Source organism: Citrobacter youngae, assembly GCF_003818115.1.
In the GTDB taxonomy this organism is placed as follows: Bacteria; Pseudomonadota; Gammaproteobacteria; order Enterobacterales; family Enterobacteriaceae; genus Citrobacter; species Citrobacter youngae.
The window spans coordinates 1-22888 of record NZ_RPOI01000004.1 but is presented as its reverse complement, the minus strand read 5'-3'; the positions used below and the strand labels follow the sequence as shown (position 1 = coordinate 22888).

The following is a 22888-nucleotide window of genomic DNA, read 5'->3' as shown; positions in this document are numbered from 1 at the left end:
AATTTCATCTCTGAAAACAGGGATGATGATAACAAATGCGCGTCTTTCATATACTCAGACTCGCCCCGGAACAAAGAGTTCAGAATATTTTAAAAAAATTTATCGGAGGTGGCTAAATGCCGTTGTTAGATAGTTTTACTGTCGATCACACCCGGATGGAAGCTCCCGCGGTCCGGGTTGCAAAAACGATGAATACCCCGCATGGCGACGCAATCACCGTGTTTGATCTGCGTTTTTGCATTCCGAACAAAGAAGTGATGCCTGAGAAAGGTATTCATACGCTGGAACACCTGTTTGCTGGTTTTATGCGTAACCACCTGAATGGCAACGGTGTCGAGATTATCGATATTTCGCCAATGGGTTGCCGTACCGGCTTCTACATGAGCCTGATTGGAACGCCGGACGAACAACGCGTAGCTGATGCCTGGAAAGCGGCAATGGCAGATGTGTTGAAAGTGCAGGATCAGAGTCAGATCCCGGAACTGAACGTCTACCAGTGCGGTACGTATCAGATGCACTCCCTCAGCGAAGCGCAGGACATTGCACGTCATATTCTGGAACGTGATGTCCGCGTTAACAGCAATGAGGAGCTGGCGCTGCCAAAAGACAAGCTGCAGGAACTGCATATTTAGTTGTCATGCCGGATGGTGAAGCTCACGTTTCTCATCTGGTCTACAAATAATAGGCTCCAGCCGGTATAAAAAAAGCCAGTTCAGATGAACTGGCTTTTTTTTATCAATACGCGTGGCCATCGCACCTTTAAATGACATCGTCAGAATGTAGTTGCAAGCACTATTGAGTTTTACCTTTATGTTTTATTAAAAATAACATCAATTAATTTACCAAACTCTCTATAAAAAGAAGTATATTGTCCAAAGATTTCTACGTCTTCTAAGATTTCTGGGGTTATTACACTGACATTGGTACAATAGTCATATTTCCCCATCATAATCTCACCTTTGTCCAGTATTTTACAATAACTCTCTTGGCTAGTGATGTTAAAGGATTCCAGATCATCTTTTAGATCCTTGATGAAATCCTTGTACTCTGTGGTCGTACTGAGTCCTCTCGAAAGTAGTGCCATTTTATCTGCATCAAAGTAACCGGATTGTACGGCTTCATTCCATTTATCTAGAGTTGTTATTTTCCTAAGGCTTGATTCGGCAGGAATGATATCTTTATATACAGCAGGTTGTTCAAAAAAGAGTTTTGAAAATTTGTCGATAACCTGCTTTAAGTTACCCATTCCTGCTTCTGAAAATTTCTGCATGGTATAATGCAATATTGATTCATTAGCAATAATGTTTCCTGCGATTGAATATGAAACCATCATGTCTGAATCTTTTTCTTCAATCAATGTTTTACTAAACAATTGTTGACACTCTGGTTTAGCCATATTCTTAATGGATTCGAATAATTTATTATTTTTACTGAAGATATTTTTTTCCAACAACATTATCTCATTCAACCTTGCAGCTGCTTCAGGCTGATTATCTTCGCTAAAATTGTCACGTATTAAACTAGTATCAAGTAGTTGTTCAGTTGCTATACTTGTTCTACTTAGATTTGCCTCGGAAAGGTCAGCATTACTCAAATCCAAATCGCTCATATCAAGTTCGCTTAAATCTTCCCCTGATAGATCGAGGCATCCAGTATCAATATATTTTTGCTGGGCTTCTGATAGGTTGTTTGTATCCAGAAAATATATGGTGCTAAGATATCTGGCCCCTGATATGAACTGCGCTTCACTTAATTGTAACTCTAATGGTTCAGATACGTTTTCTTCACTAATATTCAGTGAGTATGCTCCATCCGTGTCCTTACTTATACATAATTCATATTCACCTTGTAGCGATTTTTCTGACTTATCAATAGTGAATCTAATAGAAATGTCGGGGTTATCAATAATACTGTTCAGTGTTTTTCGCGGGGACATACCCTCTGAAGCCAAAGAGCTCGCGAGACTATTGATGACTGACTTAAGACGCTTCTCCCCTGAGTCCTTAATTCCAAAAGTAAAAATGTACTTCAGACACTCGACTACGCCATGTAGTTTAGTTGCTTCTTTGTGCAATGTTTTATCGTCTGGGCTCATTGCAGCGCTTACCAGTATATCTATATGTTTTTGTGCTAAAGCATTAATGTTGTCCATTGACATCGCCTTATTGATTGGTTTATCACTAAGGCGATTCTCTTACTAAGAGACAACGAAAAATATCAAAAACTGCTCTGGTTTAGCATTAATTTATATTGAATTAGTCAATGAATTGAACCCAATATAGATTCAATATCTATATTGGGTTTTGATTCTCAGTACCGACAAATCGATATTAGTGCGCGCCGCCGCCGCCGCTGCCTGCACCGAATGGCGGTTTGGCAAACCATACCAGGCCGAGAAGCACGAGGAAAATCCCTGCAGACATCCAGAATATTTCGTTAGCAGAAATAATCAGCCCCTGGTTGGTGATTTGCTGCGCCAGCCAGCCGGATGCCTGTTCTTTGGTCATCCCTAATCCCTGCAGCTGGTTATACATGGCCTGCGCATTAGGATTATAAGGGTTTACTGACTCCGTCAGTTGCGCATGGTGCAGCGACTCACGGCTAGTCCACATAGTTGTGGTGATCGATGTGCCAATAGAACCCGCCAGCGTTCGCGTAAAGTTGGACAGGCTCGATGCTGCCGCCATTCGTTCAGGCGGTAACCCCGATAGCGTGATGGTGGTCAGTGGCATAAAGAAGCAGGCTACCGCGAACCCCTGAATAAACTGCGGCCAGGCCGATGCGCCAAAATCCATACCGGGTTCGAATGTCCACGCACGCCAGTAGAAACAGACGGCATACATGATGAAGCTGAACGTGACCAGCCGACGCATATCCAGCTTGTGTGCGAAACGGCCGATAATCGGCGACAGGATCACCGGAATCACCCCAACCGGCGCAGACGCCAGACCTGCCCAGGTTGCCGTATATCCGTACACCTCCTGCAATAACTGCGGTAACAGGACGATTGCGCCGAAGTAGAGCATATAGGCCAGACTGATACACAGACAGCCGATGGTAAAGTTGCGCGACTTAAACAGCGAGAGATCGACAATGGGGTGCTCATCGGTAAGCTCCCAGACGATGAGGAAGCTGATTGCCACCACGGCGACAACCGTCAGGATAATAATTTCCTGTGAGGCGAACCAGTCCAATTCTTTACCGCGGTCGAGCATAATCTGCAAACTGCCGATACCAATGACCAGCAAAGCCAGACCAATGGCGTCGATACGCCGCTGCTCGGTTTTGGTTTCCCGACCTCGCAGAGTTTGCAGCGTCATTAATACCACTACAGCACCGATTGGCACGTTGATGAAAAATATCCAGCCCCAGTGATAGTTGTCGCTGATGTAGCCCCCAAGAATGGGGCCACATATCGGGGCAACAATCACCGTCATCGACCATAGCGCGAGGGCAATGGAACGCTTGGCGGGAGGATAGTTATTCAATAACAGGCTTTGTGACAGCGGAATCAATGGACCAGCGACAATACCCTGAATGACGCGGAAGAAAATCAGCATGTTCAGGCTGGTGGACATCCCGCATGCCCACGACGCAATGACGAAGGCGATAGTTGACCACATGAATAGTCTGACTTCGCCAACGCGTTTGGCCAGCCAGCCGGTGATCGGAATTGAGATAGCGTTCGCCACCCCGAATGAGGTGATCACCCAGGTTCCCTGGCTCAGCGAAGAGCCGAGGTTCCCGGCGATAGTGGGGATCGCCACGTTAGCAATGGTGGAGTCCAGCACCTGCATGAATGTCGCCAGGGACAGCGCAATCGTCATAATGACGAGCTGCGCGCCTTCAAGCGGTTTTTGCTGTTGCATCACACGCACCTTTAAATTAGCCCGCGTTGGCCTGCACGATCTCTTCGATCATCTTATTGACCGGATCAAGGTTGATTTCACGTGCATTACTTTCTGATACTGGCGTGGTGCGGACCTGGCTTGCCAGGATCTGCCCGTCACGATTAGCGGTATCTACCGTAACCAGTGTTGACAAACCAATACGCAGTGGATGTTGTGCCAGCTGCTGTGCATCCAGTTCGATACGTACCGGCAAACGCTGGACGACTTTGATCCAGTTACCGGTCGCGTTTTGCGCCGGCAGCAGGGAGAACGCGCTGCCCGTACCCATATCCAGGCCGACGACTTTCCCGGTGTATTTCACGTCATCGCCGTAAATATCACTGATAACGGTCGCCGGTTGGCCAATACGCATGTGCGCCAGCTGTGTTTCTTTGAAGTTGGCATCCACCCACAGGTTAGTGGCCGGAACAACCGCCATCAGTGGCGTAGTCGGGCTAATTTGCGCGCCAGGCTGCACGGCACGACGGGAAACATAGCCGGTCATCGGGCTAACAATTTTGGTACGTTCCAGTGCCAGCCAGGCATTACGCACTTCGGTGGCAGCCTGTTGTACAGCAGGTTGATCTTCCAGCTTGCTACCCAGAATCATTGCCTGGTTCGCATTATATTGTTGGATTGCGACATCAAGCTGAGCCTGAGCGCTGGCGACGGCATCGCGGGCATGTTGCAGTTCTTCGCGGCCAATCAGGTTGGCATTACCCAGCGGGACACGGCGATTAAAGTCGCTTTGTGCCTGGGCCAGTGCAGTTCTCTGCACTTCAATGCTGGCCTGCAGTTGCTTGCTGTTGATCATCAACTGGTGCGTCTGGCGCACGCTGGAGGCCAGCGCAGTTTTGGCTTTTTCAAATGCCTGTTTGGCATCTGTCTGGTCGAGAGTGACCAGCACATCGCCCTGTTTTACAAAGTCAGTGTTATCAGCCCAGACTTTCGTCACGCTGCCTGATACCTGCGCCATAATTTGAACCTGGTTCCCTGCCACGTACGCATCGTCTGTCTCTTCGATATGACGCAGTACTAAAAACCAATAAATCCCATATGCCACGGCAATGATAATAAAGAGCAAGGTCAGCAGGAGTAGCATACTTTTACGTTTGCCATTCTTCTTGACCGGTTGCTGCGGGGTTTGAGTCTCCGCATTTGCGCTCATGTTGTTCTCCACGATCTTATTTTTTTCACATCGGCTGAGCCGACCTGTTTATCAGACAGGCCAGCAGTATGCGTGCTGGCCTGTCGGTTTTTCATTTATAAATCTGGATTTCTGAGCGAGTCAGCGCGTTAGCGCAGCGCTTCTAACACCGCGCCATCCTGCTCCATCTGATCAAGACGGGTCAGAAGTTTACGGGTGATATGCTCAAGTTGATCTTTTTCGGTGGTGCTGAGAGATGACCAAAGCTGATGAAGGCAGTTATGCTGAGGCGGTAATACCTCCTGCAAAAAAGCATGGCCTTTTTCGGTCAATTGCAGATGCAGACAGCGGCGATCGTTATCGCTTTCTCGGCGCTCGATCCAGCCACGCTTTTCTAACTCATCCGCGATGCGGGTAGCGTTAGTCCGTGACGAGCCAAGTGCGCAACTCAGTTCAGAAGGCTGAATACTGTGGTTTTCCTGAGACTCCAGCGTAATCAACGCCATAAACAACGTCTCGTTAATCCCTTGAGCTTTCAGCATCTTATTGCGGTTTTCCAGCAGCTTGCCCTGCATATGCATGCAAAGACGAGTCAGAAGCACTTCCTGATAAGGGAACTCTTCGTAGCGGCTGGCGCGAAATTTTAGCATTTGTTCAATGGGCGTAAACGAACTATCCATTTGGGTATAACCTCATTAATTTCAGCCGATATAGTAACGACAGTGACAAATAAAGTAAATGTATTATTTATTTAAAATGATTATTTTAATCTATAAGACAAACAACATTTTCCAGGCTAATCCATAGCCCAGGGCACTCAGTAAGGTCGGAATGATGATGCTGCGGGTCTTATAGAAGCTTGCACCCAGTACCACAAACCCCACCAGCGTAGGCACAAAACGACGGGCGTCGTGCATCACTTCTGGCGCAGTAGACACCACCAGCAGGGCGCAAATTGATGTAATGCCAATAGTGTCGAGTAATATTCCAGTGGCTCCGCGTTTTGTCGGGCGCACATTCCCCATTCGCAGACGCAGTGGTAAATAGCGAAAACAGTAATTGACGCAGCCGACCAGCAGGCCGAGCAGCAGAACCTCATAACTCATCAGGACCTCCCTGCCAGAACGACTGAATGAGCGCGGTCAGGCATCCACAGGCTATGCCCGCCAGGATGGCCGCCGGGATAGAGAACAGCGTCACGCCAGCCAGCGCACCGGCTAATGCCGCCGTGACGCATAGCGTTTGCTTACGCTGGAAAGAGGCCAGCAGAAAACTCATAAACAGTGCCGGGAGCATAAACCCCAGCGCCGCTTCTACCGCCGGGAACCCCTTCAGTAAGCCAGTGCCGGAAAATGCGCCGATCACCGTGCCAAGCACCCAGGAAGCCCAGGAGCATAGCGCGATGCCAATCATCCAGTTTTCACTCCAGCGCCGGTTATCCCGCACCAGCTTCGCCGTTGCCGCGGCAAAGACTTCGTCGGTGAGGCCAAAGGCCCATAGCGCGCTTTTAGGTTTGCTCAGCTGTCGGGCGATACGGCTACGCAGAGAAGGGCCGTACAAAACGTGGCGAACATCCATCGCCATGACGGTCAGAGCCGCGACCCACAGTGAGCTGCCTGCGGCGAGCATGGTTGTGATGACAAACTGGCTGGCGCCGGCGTAAATGATGCAGGAGAAAAAAACGCTTTCAACGGGAGTAAAGCCCAGGCGAGTCGCATTCATACCAAATGCAAATGCGACCGGAATATAACTGATAACTATCGGTAGGCTGTCTTTGAATCCTTCAGTTAACGTTGCAGAACGGGATTCAGACTGGGGAACGGGGCTTTCCATAGGATTATAGGCTTCATTACCGAAATTAAAATAACCTGGCTCAATGCGTTATAACCTTAGCAGACTGATGGGCTCCTTAACACCCTGAGGAGCCCAATCAAAGATAAACAGACGTTATACGCCTAATTTACGGCTTCCTGGCGGTGAAAACCTCGCCACCAGACCAGCAGGTTGAGTACGGCAACAGTCACACCTGCCAGACAAACGCCAGCCCAGCCGGCATGCTGCCAGGCTGAAGCTGAAATCAGCGAACCTGCAGCACCACCAATGAAATAGCTGGTCATGTACCCGGCAGTCAGGCGATTACGTGCGTCCGGGTGAATGCGATAGATAACGGTCTGGTTGGTGATATGTACCCCCTGAACGGTCAGATCCAGTACCAGGATACCGATAATCAGCATCGGCACTGAAGTATGTCCGAACCAGATAGCCAGCCAGGAGAGCAACAGTAGCAGCAGGCCTGCGGTAGTCGTGAGGTGTGATTTACCTTTATCGGCAAAACCGCCCGCCGGACGAGCGCCTAACGCACCGGCGGCCCCGGCCAGACCGAACAGACCAATCATCCCCTCTGAATAGTTAAACGGCGGTGCGGCGAGTAAAAATGCCATCGATGTCCAGAGGATACTGAAGTTGGCAAAGGTCAGGCAGCCCAGCATCGCGCGGGTGCGGAGTAATTTATCGTGGATAAACAGGCTAAACACGGAGCCCAATAGCTGCGGGTAGTTAAGATGGGTCTCTGATTTCATCTTTGGCAAACCACGCCACAGGGCAATCGCCATCAACGCCATCAATACTGAGGCCACCCAAAACACGGTGCGCCAGCCGCCGAGATTCGCCAGCAATCCTGCAACCGTTCGCGCCAGCAAAATCCCCAGCAACAGGCCGCTCATAATCGTGCCGACAACCTTACCGCGCTTGTCTGGCGTGGCGAGCGTCGCCGCCAGCGGAACCAGGATCTGTGCCACAACTGAGAACAACCCGGTTAGCGCAGTACCGAGGATCAGCATCCCCAGCGACTGACTGCTGGCAGTAATCAGCATGCCGCCTGCGGCGAGCAACGTCATCGAGACAATCAGCATCCGGCGTTCAAACATATCGCCAAGCGGTACCAGAAACAGGAGACCTGCAGCGTAGCCAAGCTGGGCTGCAGTGACGATAAAGCCCGCAGTACTGGCCGACAGCGAAAAGTTTCTCGCGATGGTGTCGAGCAGCGGTTGGGCGTAATAGTTACTGGCAACGGCGAGGCCGGTCGCCACAGACATTAAAACAATCAGTGCCGGGCTAAGCCCTTGAGTGGGTTTGGTCATTGTTTTCAACTGAATAATGGGGTGCAGAAAACAATCATAACGGAAGTGATTAAATGTTGCTGATTTGTTGGGTGATGGATTGTGCGGTGAGGGAGGGGCGTGTAGGCCGGATAAGGCGCATCACGCCACCATCCGGCATTGGTGTGGTTACCGGGCCTGATAGCGCTATGCCTATCAGGCCTACGGGGGGTTATTTCTGCGCAGCCAGCGCTTCTTTCACCCAGCCGTCGAACTGCTGCTGGTGGGCTTTGATCCAGCCGTCAACGTGGCCCTGAACGTCAGCTTCTGAGGCTTTCCCATCATGCATCATTGCGTTCTGCGCGTTGATATCCGCCAGCGGCAGCTTCATGATGGCAAACAGTTTCGCTGCAGCCGGGTTTTTCTCCGCCCAGGCTTTATTGGCGACAATATGCATCGTGTTCACCGGGAAGCCGTAGTTGGCGCCGTTGGGCAGTTTGGTATCAATGTCTTTCTGTTCGCCAGGCAGGGAAGAGAACGGCACCTGCAGCCAGACGACATCTTTGCCCGGTTTCATCACGTCGCTCACCCAGTATGGTGTCCAGGTGTAGTACAGGATCGGTTTGCCTTCTTTAAAGCGGGTAATGGTATCGGCCATCATCGCCGCATAGTTACCGTGGCTGACCTCGACTGTTTTTTCCAGATCGAAGGCTTTGTTCTGGTGGTTAATAACCGCTTCGCAGCCCCAGCCCGGTGAGCAGCCCATCATGTCAGCTTTACCATCGCCGTTAGTATCAAAGATTTTGGCGATCTTCGGATCTTTTAGCTGGGCAATATTGGTGATTTTGTACTGCTCAGCGGTTTTCTTATCGATCAGATAACCCTGTGCGGCACCCGTAACAAATACCCCCTCGCGATAAAACTTTTTGTCTCCGCCCGCTGCGGCGTACATATCATCATGCAGCGGCTGCCAGTTCACGGCGGTAAACGTCGCATCGCCAGAGGCAATAGAGGTATAGCCGACGTTGTAGTCAACTTCGCTGGTTTTGTTAACGGTGTAACCCAGTTTCTCCAGCGCACGGGCGACTAACTGCGTCTGGAAGGACTCTTCAGAGATGGTGCTCTGGATTGGCTGTACAGTGATGCCTTTGCCCGGCAGGTCGGCAGCGAAAGTGCTGGTGGAGACAAGGGTGGCAAACGCTGTGGCAATAATGATTTTCTGTCGCATCGTTGTTCCTTATTGCACTTCATCCTTCAAGCCGCCTCTTTGTTGGCTGCACTCATGCACCCCAGTCACGTACTACTTGTACGCTCCTGGGGATACATTCGTTTGCCGCCGCGATGCAACTTGAACGATTTTGCGCAAGTTAATGAATTGTCGGCCCGGTAAGCAATGCGCTACCGGGCAACGGGTGAATTACTTCGTGAAAGGGCGAGTGATAAGCCCAACAGGACCGGTGGTGTACCAGCGGCGGTTGCCACGGCTACGCGAGTCGCGACCGACGGCCTGCGTCAGGCGGTCAAGAATGATGGCGAGGATCACGATCCCAACCCCGCCGACGGTGGCAAGCCCCATATCCAGACGACCGATACCGCGCAGAACCATCTGACCCAGTCCGCCGACGGCGATCATCGACGCGATAACCACCATGGAGAGTGCCAGCATCAGCGTCTGGTTCACCCCGGCCATAATGGTGGGCATCGCCAGCGGGAGCTGCACTTTAAACAGCATCTGACGCGGGCTGGCACCAAACGAGCGCGAGGCTTCAATCAGATCGGCTGGCACCTGGTTAATCCCCAGAATAGTCAGACGCACAATTGGCGGCAGGGCGAAGATAATCGTCACCACTACGCCCGGGACGTTACCAATACCGAACAACATGACAATCGGCACCAGATAGACGAACGCAGGTGTGGTTTGCATCGCATCCAGCAGTGGCCGAACAATCTTCGCCGCACGCGGGCTGCGCGCCAGCCAGATCCCCATTGGCAGGCCAATCACCACGCAGAACAGCAGCGCGGTCAGTACCAGCGCCAGGGTGATCATGGCTTGCGACCAGGCACCGATAGCACCGATCGCAACCAATGAAATCAGCGTGGCGACGCCCATTCCGACGCCAGAAATTTGCCACGCAATAAGCGCAAAAATGATGATGGCGACCGGCGCAGGCATACCCAACAGCAGTTGTTGAAAGCCGTTGAGAATGTAATCCACCGGGACACGAATGCCCTGGAAGACCGGACGGAAATGAGTGACCACCCAATCAATCCCTTCGGTGACCCAGCTATCCAGCGGGATCAGCGTTTTATGGAACGGATCCATAATATTGAAATGCTCTGGTGCCGGCGCGGGGGCGCTGGTCAGCCAGTCCGCGCCACCGCCGTCAGTGGGTGCACCGGATGGCGTGCTCCAGGCATCGGCAGTTTGTGCGGCGCTGTCGGCCGCTGGTGTGGTATCCCACGGATTAGTTTGATCAGCCATTGTTTACCCCCTCACGATCTAAAGCCTGTAACAGCATGCGTTTTGAAATGACGCCCACATACTGCTGTTCCTCATCGACAACCGGCACCGCGCACGGGGCCTGGCCGACATGAGAAAGTAACTCGCTGAGAGGAGTTTGTGCATCCACGGCTAACGGCTCATCGATCAATGCCGCTTCAATACCTTGCGCCTGACTTAACGCTGTTTTTAAGGAGTCGATTGAAACAACGCCAACGAATTTATTGCCGCGTTCAATCACGTAACCATATTCGCGATCTTTGTCCTGCAGTAATTGCAGGGCTGAACGGGGGCCGACGCCTGGTGTTTTACGAATTAGCCCTTCAGGGCTACGACGGGATATATCTTTCGCACTGAAGACCTGGCTAATATCAACGCCACGGAAGAAGGTGCGTACATAATCATTGGCTGGATTATTCAGAATTTCATCCGGCGTGCCGACCTGCACCACTTCACCGTTTTGCATAATGGCAATTCTGTCGCCAATACGCATGGCTTCATCAAGATCGTGGGAAATAAAGACCACGGTACGTTGATGCTTCGCCTGCAGTTTTACCAGCTCATCCTGCATTTCGGTACGAATTAAGGGATCGAGGGCTGAGAAAGCCTCATCCATTAATAAGATATCAGGGTTAATGGCTAACGCACGGGCGAGTCCCACACGCTGGCGCATCCCCCCGGAAAGTTCATCCGGGTATCCGTGAGCATAATTCTCCAGACCAACCTGACGTAGCGCATCTAACGCTTTTTCACGACGTTCATCCGCACCAACACCGGCTAATTCCATACCGAATGCCGTATTGTCCAGCACCGTCATGTGCGGCATCAGGGCAAAGGACTGGAACACCATCGCAATCTTTTTTCTGCGCACCTCGCGAAGCTCAGCATCGGATATCCGGGCGATGTCTACGCCGTCAATCAATACCTGCCCGCGGGTGGGTTCAATCAGGCGATTGAGAAGGCGTACCATTGTGGATTTACCCGAACCGGATAATCCCATGATGACAAATATCTCGCCTTCTTCAATGGCCAGACTGGCGTTCTTAACGCCAAGCGATAGCCCCGTTTTATCCAGAATCTGCTCTTTTGAAAGTCCTTTTTCAATATATTTGAAGGCTCTCTGCGGATGCTCTCCAAATATCTTATAGAGATTTTTAACTTCTAATTTAATTGCCATGCAATAGAATGATTCCTGTTATTTGTTTATATCGATATATTACCTGATGGAAATAGTGACCTTTTTCTACCCTAACATACTGAGAATCTGAGACAACCCTGAATTTGGTTGTGGCATGAATATTGCCAAAGGCCAGATGGCGGGACTTCCCGTGATATAAGGGCTGAGCGCGAATGTGAACGGGTTAATATTTTTTGTAAATGGCAATGAAAAATCGCCTGAATTGTTGGAATGCAGGCGAATAATGCGGCTGATATTGAGTGTAGATCACACAATTATATTTGCACGACAAAAGTGTGATCCTGTTAAAATATTTCCGCGAAAAATGTACGGTATTTCCCGTAGGAATGATTGCTAGAAATTCCAGTCGTCATCTTCGGTTTCGACCGCTTTTCCCATCACATAGGATGAGCCAGAACCCGAGAAGAAATCGTGGTTTTCGTCAGCGTTGGGTGAGAGTGCAGCGAGGATTGCCGGGTTCACATCCGCCATTTCTGCCGGGAACAGGGCCTCATAACCTAAATTCATTAACGCCTTATTGGCGTTGTAGCAAAGGAAGGCTTTGACGTCTTCCACCCACGGGGTTTCCGCATACAATTCCTCCGTATAACGAACTTCGTTGTCATATAATTCCATCAACAGATCGAGGGCATAATTCTGTAGCGCTTCACGCGTCGAGGGTGAAACGTGCTCCAGACCTTTTTGATATTTATAGCCAATGTAATAACCATGAACCGCTTCATCACGAATGATCAGGCGGATAAGGTCAGCGGTATTCGTCAGCTTGCCGCGGCTGGAGAAATACATCGGTAGCCAGAAGCCGGAATAGAACAGAAAGGATTCCAGAAATACGCTGGCTATTTTCTTTTTCAACGGCTCCGCGCCGGCGTAATGCGTCAGAATTATCTGTGCCTTGTGCTGGAGTGGAGTATTTTCTTCACTCCAGAGGTAAGCCGCATCCACATCTTTGGTCTGACAAAGCGTGGAAAAAATAGAACTGTAGGAACGCGCGTGCACGGCTTCCATAAAGCTGATATTCGACAGTACCGCCTCTTCATGTGGCGTGATTGAATCCGCCATCAGCGCGGGGGCTCCGGCGATATTCTGAATCGTGTCGAGCAGCGTCAGACCGGTAAATACGCGGATAGTGAGCTGCTGCTCGGCAGCGCTCAACGTTTGCCAGGCCGGGATATCATTGGAAAGCGGGACTTTTTCCGGTAGCCAGAAGTTACTGGTCAGGCGATTCCATACCTCAAGGTCTTTATCATCTTCAATCTTGTTCCAGTTGATGGCGCTGACGCGAGATAGTTTCATTTGGTTCTCCTTACAGTGCGCATGACACGCAACCCTCAATTTCGGTTCCTTCCAGCGCCAACTGGCGTAACCGGATGTAGTACAACGATTTGATACCCTTACGCCAGGCGTAGATCTGTGCCTTGTTGATATCTCGAGTGGTAGCGGTATCGGGGAAAAAGAGCGTCAGTGAGAGTCCCTGATCAACATGCCGCGTCGCTTCGGCGTAGGTATCAATGATCTTTTGTGGGCCAATCTCGTAGGCATCCTGATACAAGGCCAGATTCTCATTGGTCATAAACGGGGCAGGGTAGTAAACGCGCCCGGTTTTGCCCTCTTTGCGAATCTCCACTTTCGATACAATCGGGTGAATGCTTGACGTGGCATGGTTGATGTAGGAAATAGAACCGGTGGGCGGAACCGCCTGTAAATTCTGATTATAAATGCCGTAGCGCATCACATCTTCACGCAGTTGCGCCCACATCTCGCGCGTCGGCAGCGTAATGCCGCTGGCGGCGAACAGTGAGCGTACCTTGTCGGTTTTTGGCTGCCAGTCGCCCTGCAGATACTGGCTAAAATACTCGCCGCTGGCGTAGCGGGACTGCTGGAATCCGGCAAAGGTTTTACCGCGCTCGCGGGCGATCTTCATTGACGTATTCAGCGCATGCCAGGTGATGGTGTAGAAATAGAGATTGGTGAAATCTAGCCCTTCGGGCGAACCGTAGGCAATCCCTTCCCGCGCCAGATATCCGTGCAGGTTCATCTGCCCAAGGCCAATCGCGTGCGACGCGCTGTTCCCGGCTTCAATTGAGGGTACGCTGCGGATATGGCTCATGTCCGAAACGGCGGTTAAGCCACGAACTGCCGTCTCCACGGTGCGGCCAAAATCGGGTGAATCCATGGTATGGGCAATGTTCAACGAGCCGAGATTGCAGGAGATATCGTGCCCGGTCTGCTCGTAATTGAGATTTTCATCGTAGGTGGAGGCACTGTTAACCTGCAAAATCTCCGAGCACAGGTTGCTCATATTGATCCGACCAGCAATCGGATTGGCACGATTCACCGTATCTTCAAACATGATGTATGGGTAGCCTGACTCAAACTGGATCTCGGCCAGCCGCTGGAAGAAATCGCGGGCGTTAATGTATTTTTTGCACACGCGCGTGTCGGCCACCAGTTCGTCATACCGCTCACTCACGGCGATATCACCGAACGGTTTGCCGTAAATGCGTTCCACATCATAGGGTGAAAACAGCGCCATCCGGGCATTTTCTTTCGCCAGTCGAAAGGTAACATCCGGGATCACCACGCCAAGCGAGAGCGTTTTGATGCGGATTTTTTCATCGGCATTTTCACGTTTAGTGTCGAGAAAACGCAAAATATCCGGATGATGCGCGTGCAGGTACACCGCGCCCGCGCCCTGACGCGCGCCGAGCTGATTCGCATAAGAAAACGCATCTTCCAGCATTTTCATGACCGGGATCACCCCGGAAGACTGGTTTTCAATACGCTTAATTGGCGCACCTGCCTCGCGCAGATTCGAGAGTAAAAATGCCACGCCGCCGCCGCGTTTAGAGAGCTGCAGCGCTGAGTTAACCGCCCGACCGATGGACTCCATGTTGTCTTCAATGCGTAGCAGGAAGCAGGAAACCAGTTCGCCACGCTGTTGCTTACCGCAGTTTAAAAAGGTTGGCGTGGCGGGTTGAAAACGACCAGAGAGCATTTCATCAGTGAGCTGCATGGCAAGCACTTCATCGCCCTGCGCCAGCGTGAGCGCCACCATCGTTACCCGATCCTCAAAGTCTTCGAGATAGCGCTTACCGTCGAACGTTTTCAACGTATAGCTGGTGTAGAACTTCCATGCGCCGAGGAACGTCTGGAAACGGAATCCGCTGGCGTGGGCATGGGCGAATAGCTTCAGCACGAACGCGCGATCGTAGCGGGCTAACACGCTGGCATCGTAATAGCCTTCATCCACCAACGTTTCCAGGCGCTCCTGTTGGCTGGCAAACGCCACCGAGTTGGGGCGGACGTGGGCGGCAAAGAAAACCTCCACCGCCTGATGGTCTTTGTCGAACTGAATGCGCCCGGCCTTATCATACAGATTCAGCATGGCGTTCAGGGCGTGATAATCCAGCGTTGGCTGCATTACACGTTCTGCGGTTGTCGTTGCCAAAATTCGCTCACTCCTTTTCGAACGTTGTCGATATCGCTTTGGGTGCCCATCAGCTCAAAGCGATAGAGCCACGGCACGCCGCATTTTTGTGAGATGACATCACCCGCGCGACCGTAGGCGTCACCGAAATTACGATTGCCGGAGGCGATCACTCCACGGATTAACGCCCGGTTGTGCGTATCGTTTAAAAAGCGGATCACCTGACGCGGGACTGCGCCTGCCGTACCGCCGCCGCCGTAAGACGGCACGATTAAAATGTAAGGTTCGTCTACCCGGATCCGCTCGCGTTCGTTAAGCGGAATGCGGATGGCAGGCAGCCCCAGACGCTGCATAAAGCGGTGCGTATTTTCGGAGCTGCTGGAGAAGTAGACGAGCTGACTCATGCGCTGGCCACACGGTGTTCCGGATGCAGACGGTTGATCATGTCCGGGCGAAAACCTGACCAACTGGTTTCACCCGCGACCACGACCGGTAGCTGGCGAAACCCTTGATCGCGCAGGTTATCAGCCAAATCGGGCTGTAAATCGACGTTTACCATCTCAAAGTCAAAACCACGGCTTTCCATTGCCCGTTTGGTGGCATGGCACTGAACACAGTTATTGCGAGTGTAAATAATAATACGCATGATTCGTATTTCCATTTAAAGATAAGAGATCGGCGCGATAGAGGGCGTCGGGTTGTGTGTGTCCTGATAGGAAAGATACTAGATGTAGTTTTAAAAAGATTCAACCATACAAGATATGGGAATTTTAGATTGATGATACCCAGGGTGATGAGCGGGGCGGGGGAAGGTTAACTGGTGGTTCTAAATTGCCCGAAGGCGCTAAGCTTATCGGGCCTACGGGCAACAGGAGAGCACATCCCAGGTCGGAGAAGGCATTAATGCCGTCATCCGGCAGCGCAGAATCACATGCGCATCCCCACCGCCAGACGGTTAAAGCAGTTCATCAGGCTAATGGCAAACGTCAGGTCGCTAATTTCTTTCGCGCTAAAATGGTCGAGCAGCGGCAGATAAACATCATCTCCGGCATGGGTGCTGGCGATATCGGTGACGGATTCGGCCCACGCCAGCGCCGCACGTTCCTGCTCGCTGAAGTGGTGACTCACCCGCCAGCCTGCCAGCGCATCCAGTTTGGCCTGCGCAACACCGGATTTGCGCAGCGCTTTACTGTGCATTTCCAGACAAAAGGCGCAGCCGTTGATTTGCGAGACCCGCAGGTAAATCAGTTCCGTCAGCGTGGGTTCCAGCGCGCAGTTCTCCAGCGCTTTGCTTGCCTGAACCAGGGCGTTATAGACTTCAGGGCTGAGTTCATAATAGGGCTGGCGTAACATGGTCATAGTATTTCTCCTCGTTTGGATGACCCGCAATGTAGCACTATAATGGACTGCTATAGAGAGCCATATTGTTGCCAAAAAAGCAGACCATAAATGCCGCGTTATCAGCACATCGCCCGTCAGTTAAAAAACGCAATTGAGAAAGGTGAACTCAAACCCGGAACCCGATTGCCATCAAGTCGGACCTGGGCCCAGGAATTGGGTGTGTCACGCTCGACGGTGGAAAATGCCTACGCCGAGCTGGTGGCGCAGGGCTGGCTCGCGCGGCGTGGGCAGGCCGGAACATTTGTCAGTGAGCAACTGCGACCCGAAAGGGCGCCTGCGTCTCCCGCGATCTTCGCCGGAGAAAACCCCAGACCGCACCCTTTTCAAATGGGATTACCCGCACTCGATCTCTTCCCGCGTGACGTCTGGGCGCGGGTGATGGGACGGCGTTTACGCACCCAAACGCGTTTTGACCTTGCGGTGGGAGATGTTTGCGGCGAACGCGCGTTACGTCAGGCGATTGTGGATTACCTGCGCGTTTCACGCAGCATTGAGTGCCAGCCGGAGCAGATTTTTATTACGTCAGGCTACGCGGCATCAGTGACGTTAATTCTGCGCGCCCTGTCTCAACCCGGTGAGGGAATGTGGGTCGAAGATCCCGGCTTTCCGTTGATTCGGCCCGTGGTGGCTCAGGAACGCATTGAGCTGATGCCGGTGGCGGTTGATGCCGATGGTCTGGATGTCTGCGCCGGGATCCGCGACTTTCCACAGGCGCGTTTTGTCATGCTCACCCCCGCACACCAAAGTCCGCTGGGCGTGGCTCTGTCATTAGATCGCCGTCATCGGTTGCTGGAGTGGGCGACTCGCGAACAGGCGTGGATTATTGAAGATGATTACGACAGTGAATTTCGCTACCACGGTAAACCGTTGCCGCCGCTTAAAAGTCTGGATGCGCCCCAGCGGGTGATTTATGCCGGCACGTTCAGCAAATCGATGTTTCCGGCGTTGCGCACGGCATGGCTGGTGGTACCCCTGACCCAGGTTGAACGTTTTCGCCAGCAGGCGTCGCTAACGGCCTGTAGCGTTCCGGTTTTATGGCAGCAAACGCTGGCAGATTTTATGCAAGACGGTCATTTCTGGCGGCACTTAAAACGCATGCGCCAGCATTATGCCGAGCGGCGTCAATGGATGGAAAACGCCCTGACCGAACAAGGATTTAATGTCATTCCTCAGGAAGGGGGGATCCAACTGGTGATGACCGTAGACGGCGATGATGTTGCGCTAGTGTGCAAAGCGAATCAGGCCGGGCTGGCGGTTCAGGCCTTAAGCCGTTGGCGAATGACTTCAGCAGGAAAAGGGGGGATCTTGCTGTCATTTACCAATATCAGCTCGGCGGAGATGGCGCAACAGGCGGCGTACCAACTGCGGATGGCGCTGACATAAATCTATACCCGTCATACTTCAAGTTGCATGTGCGTTGGCTGCGTTCGTTCACCCCAGTCACTTACTTTAGTAAGCTCCTGGGGATTCGCTCTCTTGCCGCCTTCCTGCAACTCGAATTATTTAGGGTATATACGGTTCTTAAGATATTCGTCCCATCGTGTTCACTCGTTTATGGACTTTTCTGAAAGCGTTGCTAATGCTGAATCAGGTAAGGTAAGCCCGCAGTAAAAGATAACGAGGAAAATAATATGTATTTACGACCTGATGAGGTGGCGCGCGTACTTGAAAAAGTGGGCTTTACCGTTGATGTAGTCACACAGAAAACATACGGTTATCGACGTGGTGAGAATTATGTATACGTTAACCGTGAAGCACGTATGGGACGTACCGCATTAATTATCCATCCCACGCTAAAAGAGCGCAGCTCTTCGCTGGCAGAACCCGCGACGGATATTAAAACCTGCGATCACTATCAGCAATTCCCACTGTATTTAGCCGGTGAGATACACGAGCATTATGGTATTCCACACGGCTTTAGCTCGCGTATCGCGCTGGAACGTTATCTGAGTGGGTTGTTTGGCGACGTTAATTCTAACTAATAACGCGACTGGCAGGGCCAGTCGCGAAGAAGCGTGTCAGGCTTTAGCCTGATGATAGCTGCTGACCTTAAACAAGCGGCGGCAATAATCAAGGAAGTAGCCATACACTGCACCCATCAGCATTGAGACCACGATGTTGGAGCTTACCGCAGCTGTGATCTGGTGCCAGTCTGCGCCAACCGTCAGCAGAATAATCACATATACCGGTGACTGGAACGTGACATAGGCCAGCACATCCGCCAGGTTTTTCCCCCAGCCTGCCTGCGTGGCTTTGCGTGCCGCGCGCATAAACAAATCGCGGTACATACCGTATGGCCAGGCGATCAAGATGTTGACGGGGATAGCGACCAGTCTGGAGTACAGTGACTGTTCGAAACTCATTCCTGAAAGGAATATCTCGATCAACATGTTCACGACAGAACAATAAACAACCATCGCGAACGTGTCTGCTACTGCATGACGCAAGCGTGACTGCGGAGAGAACATGTTAATGCTCCTTGTAAAAAGGGGGAAAAAGGTTTTCAATACCTTCTTGCTAGTGATTTGTCTTGCTGCTTTCGCGTTTGAGTAGGATATCTGCCTGGATAATAACTATCAACTAGCTTAAAATTTTTATTTATTGCCTTTTTGTCGATAAAATGCTCTGTAGTGGTTTGTTTTTTGTTCGTTTTGGTATTTTCGTTGTCATGAAAATTAAAACCATTAAAAATCAATAGGTTGTTTTGACTTGTTTTTCTGAACTTTTTGCGCTCCTTTTTGAATGTTGACGAATATTGTGCATATCTACCGCAACGCCTGCGCGATGCCTGTATTGGTTTATCTGGTGCGGCAGCGAGATATCCCAAATCTATTTATTCTGGTTGCTGGCCGAATATAAAATATCGCTAACTAAAGATCACCGTATGATAAGACAAATAATAATAGCGATTGTCGTTTTAATATCTTGCGACAAAAAAGAGACTGGAAAAAGAAAAAACACTCGCATACAATTTGCTTCGTAATACCGATTTCTGTTTTTGCGTTAAAGAGGTTTTATTAATATGAGTTCAATGTTAAAAAACTTAAATAATATTCGATCGCTACGTGTCATGGCGCGTGAATTATCCGTCGAGGTTCTGGACGATATGCTGGAAAAACTTCGGGTAGTCACCAAAGAACGACGTGACGAAGAAGAACTGCTGCAGCGCCAACGTGCAGAACAGCAGGAAAAAATTAATACACTGCTGGCGATGATGAGAGTTGATGGGATTGATCCTGAAGAACTGTTGAGCATGTCGGCGGCAACATCGCGTTCGGTTAAGAAACGTCAGCCGCGTCCGGCGAAATATCGTTTTACGGATACTAATGGTGAAACAAAAACATGGACAGGACAAGGCCGCACGCCAAAGCCGATTGCACAGGCGCTGGCTGCCGGTAAATCTCTCGATGATTTTTTGATCTAATATCAATGCGGTGAGGGGAACCTCACCGCTTATTTTCAGCAGACGCCGAAATCACCCTCTTCAGAATATCGCGTGACATCAGCAACTTTTAGGGTGTATTTTTCGCCACTTTCATTGCTGGCTTGTACCGCCACAATTTGATCGTCATTGACTTCAACAACCTTCAGTTTTGGACCGCCCATACGCGGTTGAACCAGATCGCCAGGTTTAAACATATTGTTGCGCTCCTTTATTTATCATTTATCGCAGAACTCACCATAGATCACGTCAACCGGCGGGTACAGTGCTGTTTCAATGATTACTGCTTAATGAGTACGTCGGTTCCAGGGCATTTTGTCCAGCAGACGCGCCATGCCGCAAAAGCCGGTCACGCCAGCGAGAATCAGCCCCGCACCGACAAAACCGCTGAGTAAGAAGAAGCCGCTGTTAACGGCGTAACCGAGAATGACGCCAAGCAAGGCAAGGCTACCTGCGGCTATCTGCACCTGACGCATCAGCGGTAACGGTTGTGAACTGTCTTTCGCCACCGGCAACCCTGCGGCTTTCCAGCCGTCAATTCCACCTTCCAGCAGCCAGACCTGCGCGGGCGCAGCAATGGCGCTCAGTTTTGTTGCCGCATTTTGTGTACGTTTGCCTGACTGGCAGTGAAAAATCACCTGCTCGGCGCGTAAATTCGCAGGCAGCGATCCCTGCTCAAGCGCGGGCAACGGTGCCAGATGAGCCTCAGGAATATGCTCGTGCAGATACTCGTCAGCGTCGCGGATATCAATCAATTTTGCACCCTGTGCGACCAGTGTCTGCGCCTCGCGCGGGGAAATCGTCCCAATAGTCATGATGGCTCCTTATGGGCAATACAGTGTTTTTAATGTAGCGATCAGCGAATTCACGGCCGCATTTTTAATGGAGTAGAGGATGCGCTGGGCATCGCGCTGGCTTGCTATCAGACCTTCTTCACGCATACGCGCCAGATGCTGGGAAGTGGCGGAAGGGCTAAGGCCGGTAACACGGGCTAACTCGCCTGCGCTGGTACCGGGTGAACCGCAGAGCATGCACAAAATCAGCAACCGTTTCGGGTTACTCATCGCTTTTAGCAGGGCGGCAGCTTGTTCAGCGCTGGCCTGGAGTTGTTCAAGTTCAGTCATATGTATTTAAGCATAATCTAAATTAAGCATATTCTAAAATAAACAACCAACGTACGCCAGCGTAAAGAGCGTAAAGGAGGGTAAAACAGCCGCGGAATGCTGGCGGAGTTGGGTAGAATGGCTACTCTTAGAGATAAAATCTCTTTTTAAACAATGATTAATTTTTTGCTTGTAGGGAGTGTGTATGGGTTTCTGGAGAATCGTTTTTACTATTATTTTGCCTCCGCTCGGCGTGTTGCTGGGTAAAGGATTCGGTTGGGCATTTATCCTCAATATCGTTCTGACGCTGCTGGGCTACATCCCAGGTCTGATCCACGCCTTCTGGATACAGACGCGTAACTAATTCCCCTTCTACAGCGGCGCTTTGGCGCCGTTTTCTTTGCGCCTCGTTCTCCTCTGCTACACTTTTGGGGTTGATTGTTAATTACCGAGGTGGATATGGGACTCTTCAATTTTGTAAAAGATGCGGGTGAAAAACTGTGGGATGCGGTCACTGGAAATCATGACACAGCCGATCAGGCAAAAAAAGTGCAGGAACATCTGAATAAAACCGGTATTCCGGATGCGGATAAAGTGGACGTCCAAATTAACGAAGGCAAAGCCACCGTTTCTGGTGATGGATTAAGTCAGGAAGCGAAAGAAAAAATCCTGATTGCGATTGGTAATATCTCTGGTATCGCCAGCGTCGATGATCAGGTTAAAACCTCTGCGCCCGCGAGCGAAAGCCAGTTTTATACCGTGAAATCAGGGGATACCCTGAGCGCGATTGCCAAACAGGTTTACGGTAACGCCAATTTGTATAATCAAATATTTGAAGCCAATAAACCGATGCTGAAAAGCCCGGATAAAATTTATCCCGGGCAGGTTTTACGTATTCCGGAGCAGTAATATTATTCAGGCTTATTCCGTCAGCAATTTACCGGACATCGCCTGTTGAATAATCGGAATCGGCGTCAGCAGGTGCTGGCGCATTAATTCGCTGGCGCGCGCGGCATCGCGTGCCAGAATAGCTTCGGTCAGTGTTTGGTGCTGATCGTGTTTGTCTTCCAGCATCTCCACCGACAGCACCGTTTTTCGCAGCCAGATAAACCGGTAGCGCGCCGCCAAATCGAACAGTCGTTCGCGCATTTGCAGCAGATATTGTGAACCGCAACCGGCGACAATCGCCGAGTGAAACGCCTGATGGCGCTGATCCCACTCGTCGAGCATCTGTTCGCTGGCATCAATGGCTTCAAGCTTACTAAGCATATGCGCGCGCGCCAGAATTTCAGCCTCCCAGGCGTCGTCGCCGCGTTCAATGGCCAGCGCGACCAGCATGGCTTCCATATTGGCGCGGGCATCGAAAATATCGAGCAACTCCTGCTCTGACATCGGGGCGACACGATACCCTTTCTGATTCACCACCGTCACCAACCGCTCGGCAACTAACTGCGAAAGCGCTTCGCGCAGTGGCCCAACGCCAAGATCATAACGCGAGGTCAGCAGGCTCATACGCAGTTTTTCATCAGGCTGATACACACCGCGGATGATGTCGTTCTTCAGCCAGCGGTATCCATCAATGGCCGTCGGTTGGGGAATGGCGGTCATGGTCATACTCCTGAAAGGATTTCCCGGCCTGCGCCGGGAACAGGTTTAATGCGTATTTTGCAATGGTGCTTTTT

Annotated in this window: 27 protein-coding genes; 6 read left to right on the top strand and 21 right to left on the bottom strand. The window is 51.0% G+C overall.

Translation table 11 applies throughout. The features are described from left to right. Window positions 1-116 precede the first annotated feature (116 nt). Window positions 117-632 carry an S-ribosylhomocysteine lyase gene (luxS, locus tag EHN13_RS02405; RefSeq protein ID WP_061068445.1) on the top strand — a complete coding sequence of 172 codons (516 nt, stop codon included), beginning with the start codon at window positions 117-119 and terminating at the stop codon, window positions 630-632. Window positions 633-808: 176 nt separating this feature from the next. Here luxS and EHN13_RS24200 read toward each other — a convergent pair whose 3' ends face one another. The 15 genes from EHN13_RS24200 to EHN13_RS02325 form a co-directional block, all read right to left on the bottom strand. Then, window positions 809-2152 carry a pentapeptide repeat-containing protein gene (locus EHN13_RS24200; protein ID WP_061068444.1) on the bottom strand — a complete coding sequence of 448 codons (1344 nt, stop codon included), beginning with the start codon at window positions 2150-2152 and terminating at the stop codon, window positions 809-811. A gap of 178 nt (window positions 2153-2330) precedes the next feature. Continuing rightward, window positions 2331-3869: a multidrug efflux MFS transporter permease subunit EmrB gene (emrB, locus tag EHN13_RS02395; RefSeq protein ID WP_061068443.1), complete on the bottom strand. Its 1539-nt coding sequence runs from the start codon at window positions 3867-3869 to the stop codon at window positions 2331-2333. Window positions 3870-3885: 16 nt separating this feature from the next. Continuing rightward, window positions 3886-5058: a multidrug efflux MFS transporter periplasmic adaptor subunit EmrA gene (gene emrA / locus EHN13_RS02390; protein WP_048213008.1), complete on the bottom strand. Its 1173-nt coding sequence runs from the start codon at window positions 5056-5058 to the stop codon at window positions 3886-3888. A 128-nt stretch (window positions 5059-5186) separates the two neighbouring features. After that, window positions 5187-5717 carry a transcriptional repressor MprA gene (gene mprA, locus EHN13_RS02385; RefSeq protein ID WP_005122929.1) on the bottom strand — a complete coding sequence of 177 codons (531 nt, stop codon included), beginning with the start codon at window positions 5715-5717 and terminating at the stop codon, window positions 5187-5189. A gap of 90 nt (window positions 5718-5807) precedes the next feature. Continuing rightward, the gene (gene ygaH / locus EHN13_RS02380) at window positions 5808-6143 is read right to left on the bottom strand and encodes an L-valine transporter subunit YgaH (protein WP_124020815.1); all 336 of its coding nucleotides are present in this window, start codon (window positions 6141-6143) and stop codon (window positions 5808-5810) included. After that, the gene (locus tag EHN13_RS02375) at window positions 6133-6870 is read right to left on the bottom strand and encodes an AzlC family ABC transporter permease (protein ID WP_101742935.1); all 738 of its coding nucleotides are present in this window, start codon (window positions 6868-6870) and stop codon (window positions 6133-6135) included. Before EHN13_RS02375 ends, ygaH begins: the two co-directional genes overlap by 11 nt. A 122-nt stretch (window positions 6871-6992) precedes the next feature. Continuing rightward, the gene (locus EHN13_RS02370) at window positions 6993-8177 is read right to left on the bottom strand and encodes an MFS transporter (RefSeq protein ID WP_124020814.1); all 1185 of its coding nucleotides are present in this window, start codon (window positions 8175-8177) and stop codon (window positions 6993-6995) included. Between the two features lie 190 nt (window positions 8178-8367). Beyond that, a complete protein-coding gene (gene proX / locus EHN13_RS02365) occupies window positions 8368-9363 on the bottom strand; it encodes a glycine betaine/L-proline ABC transporter substrate-binding protein ProX (RefSeq protein WP_115601593.1) in 996 nt (331 codons plus the stop codon). A gap of 189 nt (window positions 9364-9552) precedes the next feature. Next, window positions 9553-10617: a glycine betaine/L-proline ABC transporter permease ProW gene (proW, locus tag EHN13_RS02360; RefSeq protein ID WP_116360838.1), complete on the bottom strand. Its 1065-nt coding sequence runs from the start codon at window positions 10615-10617 to the stop codon at window positions 9553-9555. Further along, the gene (gene proV, locus EHN13_RS02355) at window positions 10610-11812 is read right to left on the bottom strand and encodes a glycine betaine/L-proline ABC transporter ATP-binding protein ProV (protein WP_003037282.1); all 1203 of its coding nucleotides are present in this window, start codon (window positions 11810-11812) and stop codon (window positions 10610-10612) included. Before proV ends, proW begins: the two co-directional genes overlap by 8 nt. A 354-nt stretch (window positions 11813-12166) precedes the next feature. Continuing rightward, window positions 12167-13126 (bottom strand): class 1b ribonucleoside-diphosphate reductase subunit beta, encoded by a 960-nt coding sequence (nrdF, locus tag EHN13_RS02345; protein WP_061068438.1) that lies wholly within the window; start codon window positions 13124-13126, stop codon window positions 12167-12169. A 10-nt stretch (window positions 13127-13136) separates the two neighbouring features. Then, window positions 13137-15281, bottom strand: a complete 2145-nt coding sequence (gene nrdE, locus EHN13_RS02340; RefSeq protein ID WP_124020813.1) for a class 1b ribonucleoside-diphosphate reductase subunit alpha — start codon at window positions 15279-15281, stop codon at window positions 13137-13139. Then, window positions 15254-15664 carry a class Ib ribonucleoside-diphosphate reductase assembly flavoprotein NrdI gene (gene nrdI, locus EHN13_RS02335; RefSeq protein ID WP_003825987.1) on the bottom strand — a complete coding sequence of 137 codons (411 nt, stop codon included), beginning with the start codon at window positions 15662-15664 and terminating at the stop codon, window positions 15254-15256. The genes nrdE and nrdI overlap by 28 nt, the downstream gene beginning before the upstream one ends. Continuing rightward, window positions 15661-15906 (bottom strand): glutaredoxin-like protein NrdH, encoded by a 246-nt coding sequence (gene nrdH, locus EHN13_RS02330; protein WP_003037270.1) that lies wholly within the window; start codon window positions 15904-15906, stop codon window positions 15661-15663. The genes nrdI and nrdH overlap by 4 nt, the downstream gene beginning before the upstream one ends. A gap of 281 nt (window positions 15907-16187) precedes the next feature. Continuing rightward, window positions 16188-16619 carry a carboxymuconolactone decarboxylase family protein gene (locus tag EHN13_RS02325; RefSeq protein ID WP_116360834.1) on the bottom strand — a complete coding sequence of 144 codons (432 nt, stop codon included), beginning with the start codon at window positions 16617-16619 and terminating at the stop codon, window positions 16188-16190. 90 nt (window positions 16620-16709) lie between these two features. Here EHN13_RS02325 and pdxR point away from each other — a divergent pair, with 90 nt between their 5' ends. Further along, entirely contained in the window at window positions 16710-18044 is a 1335-nt protein-coding gene (gene pdxR / locus EHN13_RS02320; RefSeq protein ID WP_124020812.1) for a MocR-like pyridoxine biosynthesis transcription factor PdxR, read from the top strand. A 248-nt stretch (window positions 18045-18292) separates the two neighbouring features. Beyond that, the gene (locus EHN13_RS02310) at window positions 18293-18643 is read left to right on the top strand and encodes a DUF2002 family protein (RefSeq protein ID WP_124020811.1); all 351 of its coding nucleotides are present in this window, start codon (window positions 18293-18295) and stop codon (window positions 18641-18643) included. A 36-nt stretch (window positions 18644-18679) separates the two neighbouring features. On the opposite strand, the gene alaE is transcribed toward EHN13_RS02310, so the two are convergent. Then, complete coding sequence (gene alaE, locus EHN13_RS02305; RefSeq protein ID WP_016154144.1) at window positions 18680-19129, bottom strand: L-alanine exporter AlaE; 450 nt, start codon at window positions 19127-19129, stop codon at window positions 18680-18682. A gap of 35 nt (window positions 19130-19164) precedes the next feature. Next, the gene (locus EHN13_RS24195; RefSeq protein ID WP_167469974.1) at window positions 19165-19488 is read right to left on the bottom strand and encodes a hypothetical protein; all 324 of its coding nucleotides are present in this window, start codon (window positions 19486-19488) and stop codon (window positions 19165-19167) included. Between the two features lie 195 nt (window positions 19489-19683). On the opposite strand from EHN13_RS24195, the gene stpA reads away from it, so the two are divergent. Next, window positions 19684-20085, top strand: coding sequence for a DNA-binding protein StpA (gene stpA, locus EHN13_RS02300; protein ID WP_124020810.1), 402 nt, complete (start codon window positions 19684-19686; stop codon window positions 20083-20085). Between the two features lie 35 nt (window positions 20086-20120). Here the strand turns inward: stpA and EHN13_RS02295 are convergent, their stop codons facing one another. From EHN13_RS02295 to EHN13_RS02285, 3 genes are all read right to left on the bottom strand, one after another. After that, a complete protein-coding gene (locus EHN13_RS02295; protein WP_048212995.1) occupies window positions 20121-20300 on the bottom strand; it encodes a hypothetical protein in 180 nt (59 codons plus the stop codon). Window positions 20301-20390: 90 nt separating this feature from the next. Next, complete coding sequence (locus EHN13_RS02290; protein ID WP_101742945.1) at window positions 20391-20918, bottom strand: rhodanese family protein; 528 nt, start codon at window positions 20916-20918, stop codon at window positions 20391-20393. Window positions 20919-20927: 9 nt separating this feature from the next. Continuing rightward, on the bottom strand, window positions 20928-21227 hold the full coding sequence (locus EHN13_RS02285) for an ArsR/SmtB family transcription factor (RefSeq protein WP_048212993.1): 300 nt from the start codon (window positions 21225-21227) through the stop codon (window positions 20928-20930). A 184-nt stretch (window positions 21228-21411) separates the two neighbouring features. Here EHN13_RS02285 and EHN13_RS02280 point away from each other — a divergent pair, with 184 nt between their 5' ends. After that, entirely contained in the window at window positions 21412-21570 is a 159-nt protein-coding gene (locus EHN13_RS02280; protein WP_003037242.1) for a YqaE/Pmp3 family membrane protein, read from the top strand. 95 nt (window positions 21571-21665) lie between these two features. Beyond that, window positions 21666-22115 (top strand): peptidoglycan-binding protein LysM, encoded by a 450-nt coding sequence (gene lysM, locus EHN13_RS02275; protein ID WP_124020809.1) that lies wholly within the window; start codon window positions 21666-21668, stop codon window positions 22113-22115. A 12-nt stretch (window positions 22116-22127) separates the two neighbouring features. Here lysM and csiR read toward each other — a convergent pair whose 3' ends face one another. Then, window positions 22128-22814, bottom strand: a complete 687-nt coding sequence (csiR, locus tag EHN13_RS02270; protein ID WP_016150866.1) for a DNA-binding transcriptional regulator CsiR — start codon at window positions 22812-22814, stop codon at window positions 22128-22130. Window positions 22815-22888: the final 74 nt, after the last annotated feature.

What these genes read in the sequence shown, in the direction of transcription:
- luxS (WP_061068445.1), top strand. Translation starts at nt 117, where the DNA reads ATGCCGTTGTTAGATAGTTTTACTGTCGATCACACCCGGATGGAAGCT.
- EHN13_RS24200 (WP_061068444.1), bottom strand. Translation starts at nt 2,152, where the DNA reads ATGGACAACATTAATGCTTTAGCACAAAAACATATAGATATACTGGTA.
- emrB (WP_061068443.1), bottom strand. Translation starts at nt 3,869, where the DNA reads ATGCAACAGCAAAAACCGCTTGAAGGCGCGCAGCTCGTCATTATGACG.
- emrA (WP_048213008.1), bottom strand. Translation starts at nt 5,058, where the DNA reads ATGAGCGCAAATGCGGAGACTCAAACCCCGCAGCAACCGGTCAAGAAG.
- mprA (WP_005122929.1), bottom strand. Translation starts at nt 5,717, where the DNA reads ATGGATAGTTCGTTTACGCCCATTGAACAAATGCTAAAATTTCGCGCC.
- ygaH (WP_124020815.1), bottom strand. Translation starts at nt 6,143, where the DNA reads ATGAGTTATGAGGTTCTGCTGCTCGGCCTGCTGGTCGGCTGCGTCAAT.
- EHN13_RS02375 (WP_101742935.1), bottom strand. Translation starts at nt 6,870, where the DNA reads ATGGAAAGCCCCGTTCCCCAGTCTGAATCCCGTTCTGCAACGTTAACT.
- EHN13_RS02370 (WP_124020814.1), bottom strand. Translation starts at nt 8,177, where the DNA reads ATGACCAAACCCACTCAAGGGCTTAGCCCGGCACTGATTGTTTTAATG.
- proX (WP_115601593.1), bottom strand. Translation starts at nt 9,363, where the DNA reads ATGCGACAGAAAATCATTATTGCCACAGCGTTTGCCACCCTTGTCTCC.
- proW (WP_116360838.1), bottom strand. Translation starts at nt 10,617, where the DNA reads ATGGCTGATCAAACTAATCCGTGGGATACCACACCAGCGGCCGACAGC.
- proV (WP_003037282.1), bottom strand. Translation starts at nt 11,812, where the DNA reads ATGGCAATTAAATTAGAAGTTAAAAATCTCTATAAGATATTTGGAGAG.
- nrdF (WP_061068438.1), bottom strand. Translation starts at nt 13,126, where the DNA reads ATGAAACTATCTCGCGTCAGCGCCATCAACTGGAACAAGATTGAAGAT.
- nrdI (WP_003825987.1), bottom strand. Translation starts at nt 15,664, where the DNA reads ATGAGTCAGCTCGTCTACTTCTCCAGCAGCTCCGAAAATACGCACCGC.
- nrdH (WP_003037270.1), bottom strand. Translation starts at nt 15,906, where the DNA reads ATGCGTATTATTATTTACACTCGCAATAACTGTGTTCAGTGCCATGCC.
- EHN13_RS02325 (WP_116360834.1), bottom strand. Translation starts at nt 16,619, where the DNA reads ATGACCATGTTACGCCAGCCCTATTATGAACTCAGCCCTGAAGTCTAT.
- pdxR (WP_124020812.1), top strand. Translation starts at nt 16,710, where the DNA reads ATGCCGCGTTATCAGCACATCGCCCGTCAGTTAAAAAACGCAATTGAG.
- EHN13_RS02310 (WP_124020811.1), top strand. Translation starts at nt 18,293, where the DNA reads ATGTATTTACGACCTGATGAGGTGGCGCGCGTACTTGAAAAAGTGGGC.
- alaE (WP_016154144.1), bottom strand. Translation starts at nt 19,129, where the DNA reads ATGTTCTCTCCGCAGTCACGCTTGCGTCATGCAGTAGCAGACACGTTC.
- stpA (WP_124020810.1), top strand. Translation starts at nt 19,684, where the DNA reads ATGAGTTCAATGTTAAAAAACTTAAATAATATTCGATCGCTACGTGTC.
- EHN13_RS02295 (WP_048212995.1), bottom strand. Translation starts at nt 20,300, where the DNA reads ATGTTTAAACCTGGCGATCTGGTTCAACCGCGTATGGGCGGTCCAAAA.
- EHN13_RS02290 (WP_101742945.1), bottom strand. Translation starts at nt 20,918, where the DNA reads ATGACTATTGGGACGATTTCCCCGCGCGAGGCGCAGACACTGGTCGCA.
- EHN13_RS02285 (WP_048212993.1), bottom strand. Translation starts at nt 21,227, where the DNA reads ATGACTGAACTTGAACAACTCCAGGCCAGCGCTGAACAAGCTGCCGCC.
- EHN13_RS02280 (WP_003037242.1), top strand. Translation starts at nt 21,412, where the DNA reads ATGGGTTTCTGGAGAATCGTTTTTACTATTATTTTGCCTCCGCTCGGC.
- lysM (WP_124020809.1), top strand. Translation starts at nt 21,666, where the DNA reads ATGGGACTCTTCAATTTTGTAAAAGATGCGGGTGAAAAACTGTGGGAT.
- csiR (WP_016150866.1), bottom strand. Translation starts at nt 22,814, where the DNA reads ATGACCGCCATTCCCCAACCGACGGCCATTGATGGATACCGCTGGCTG.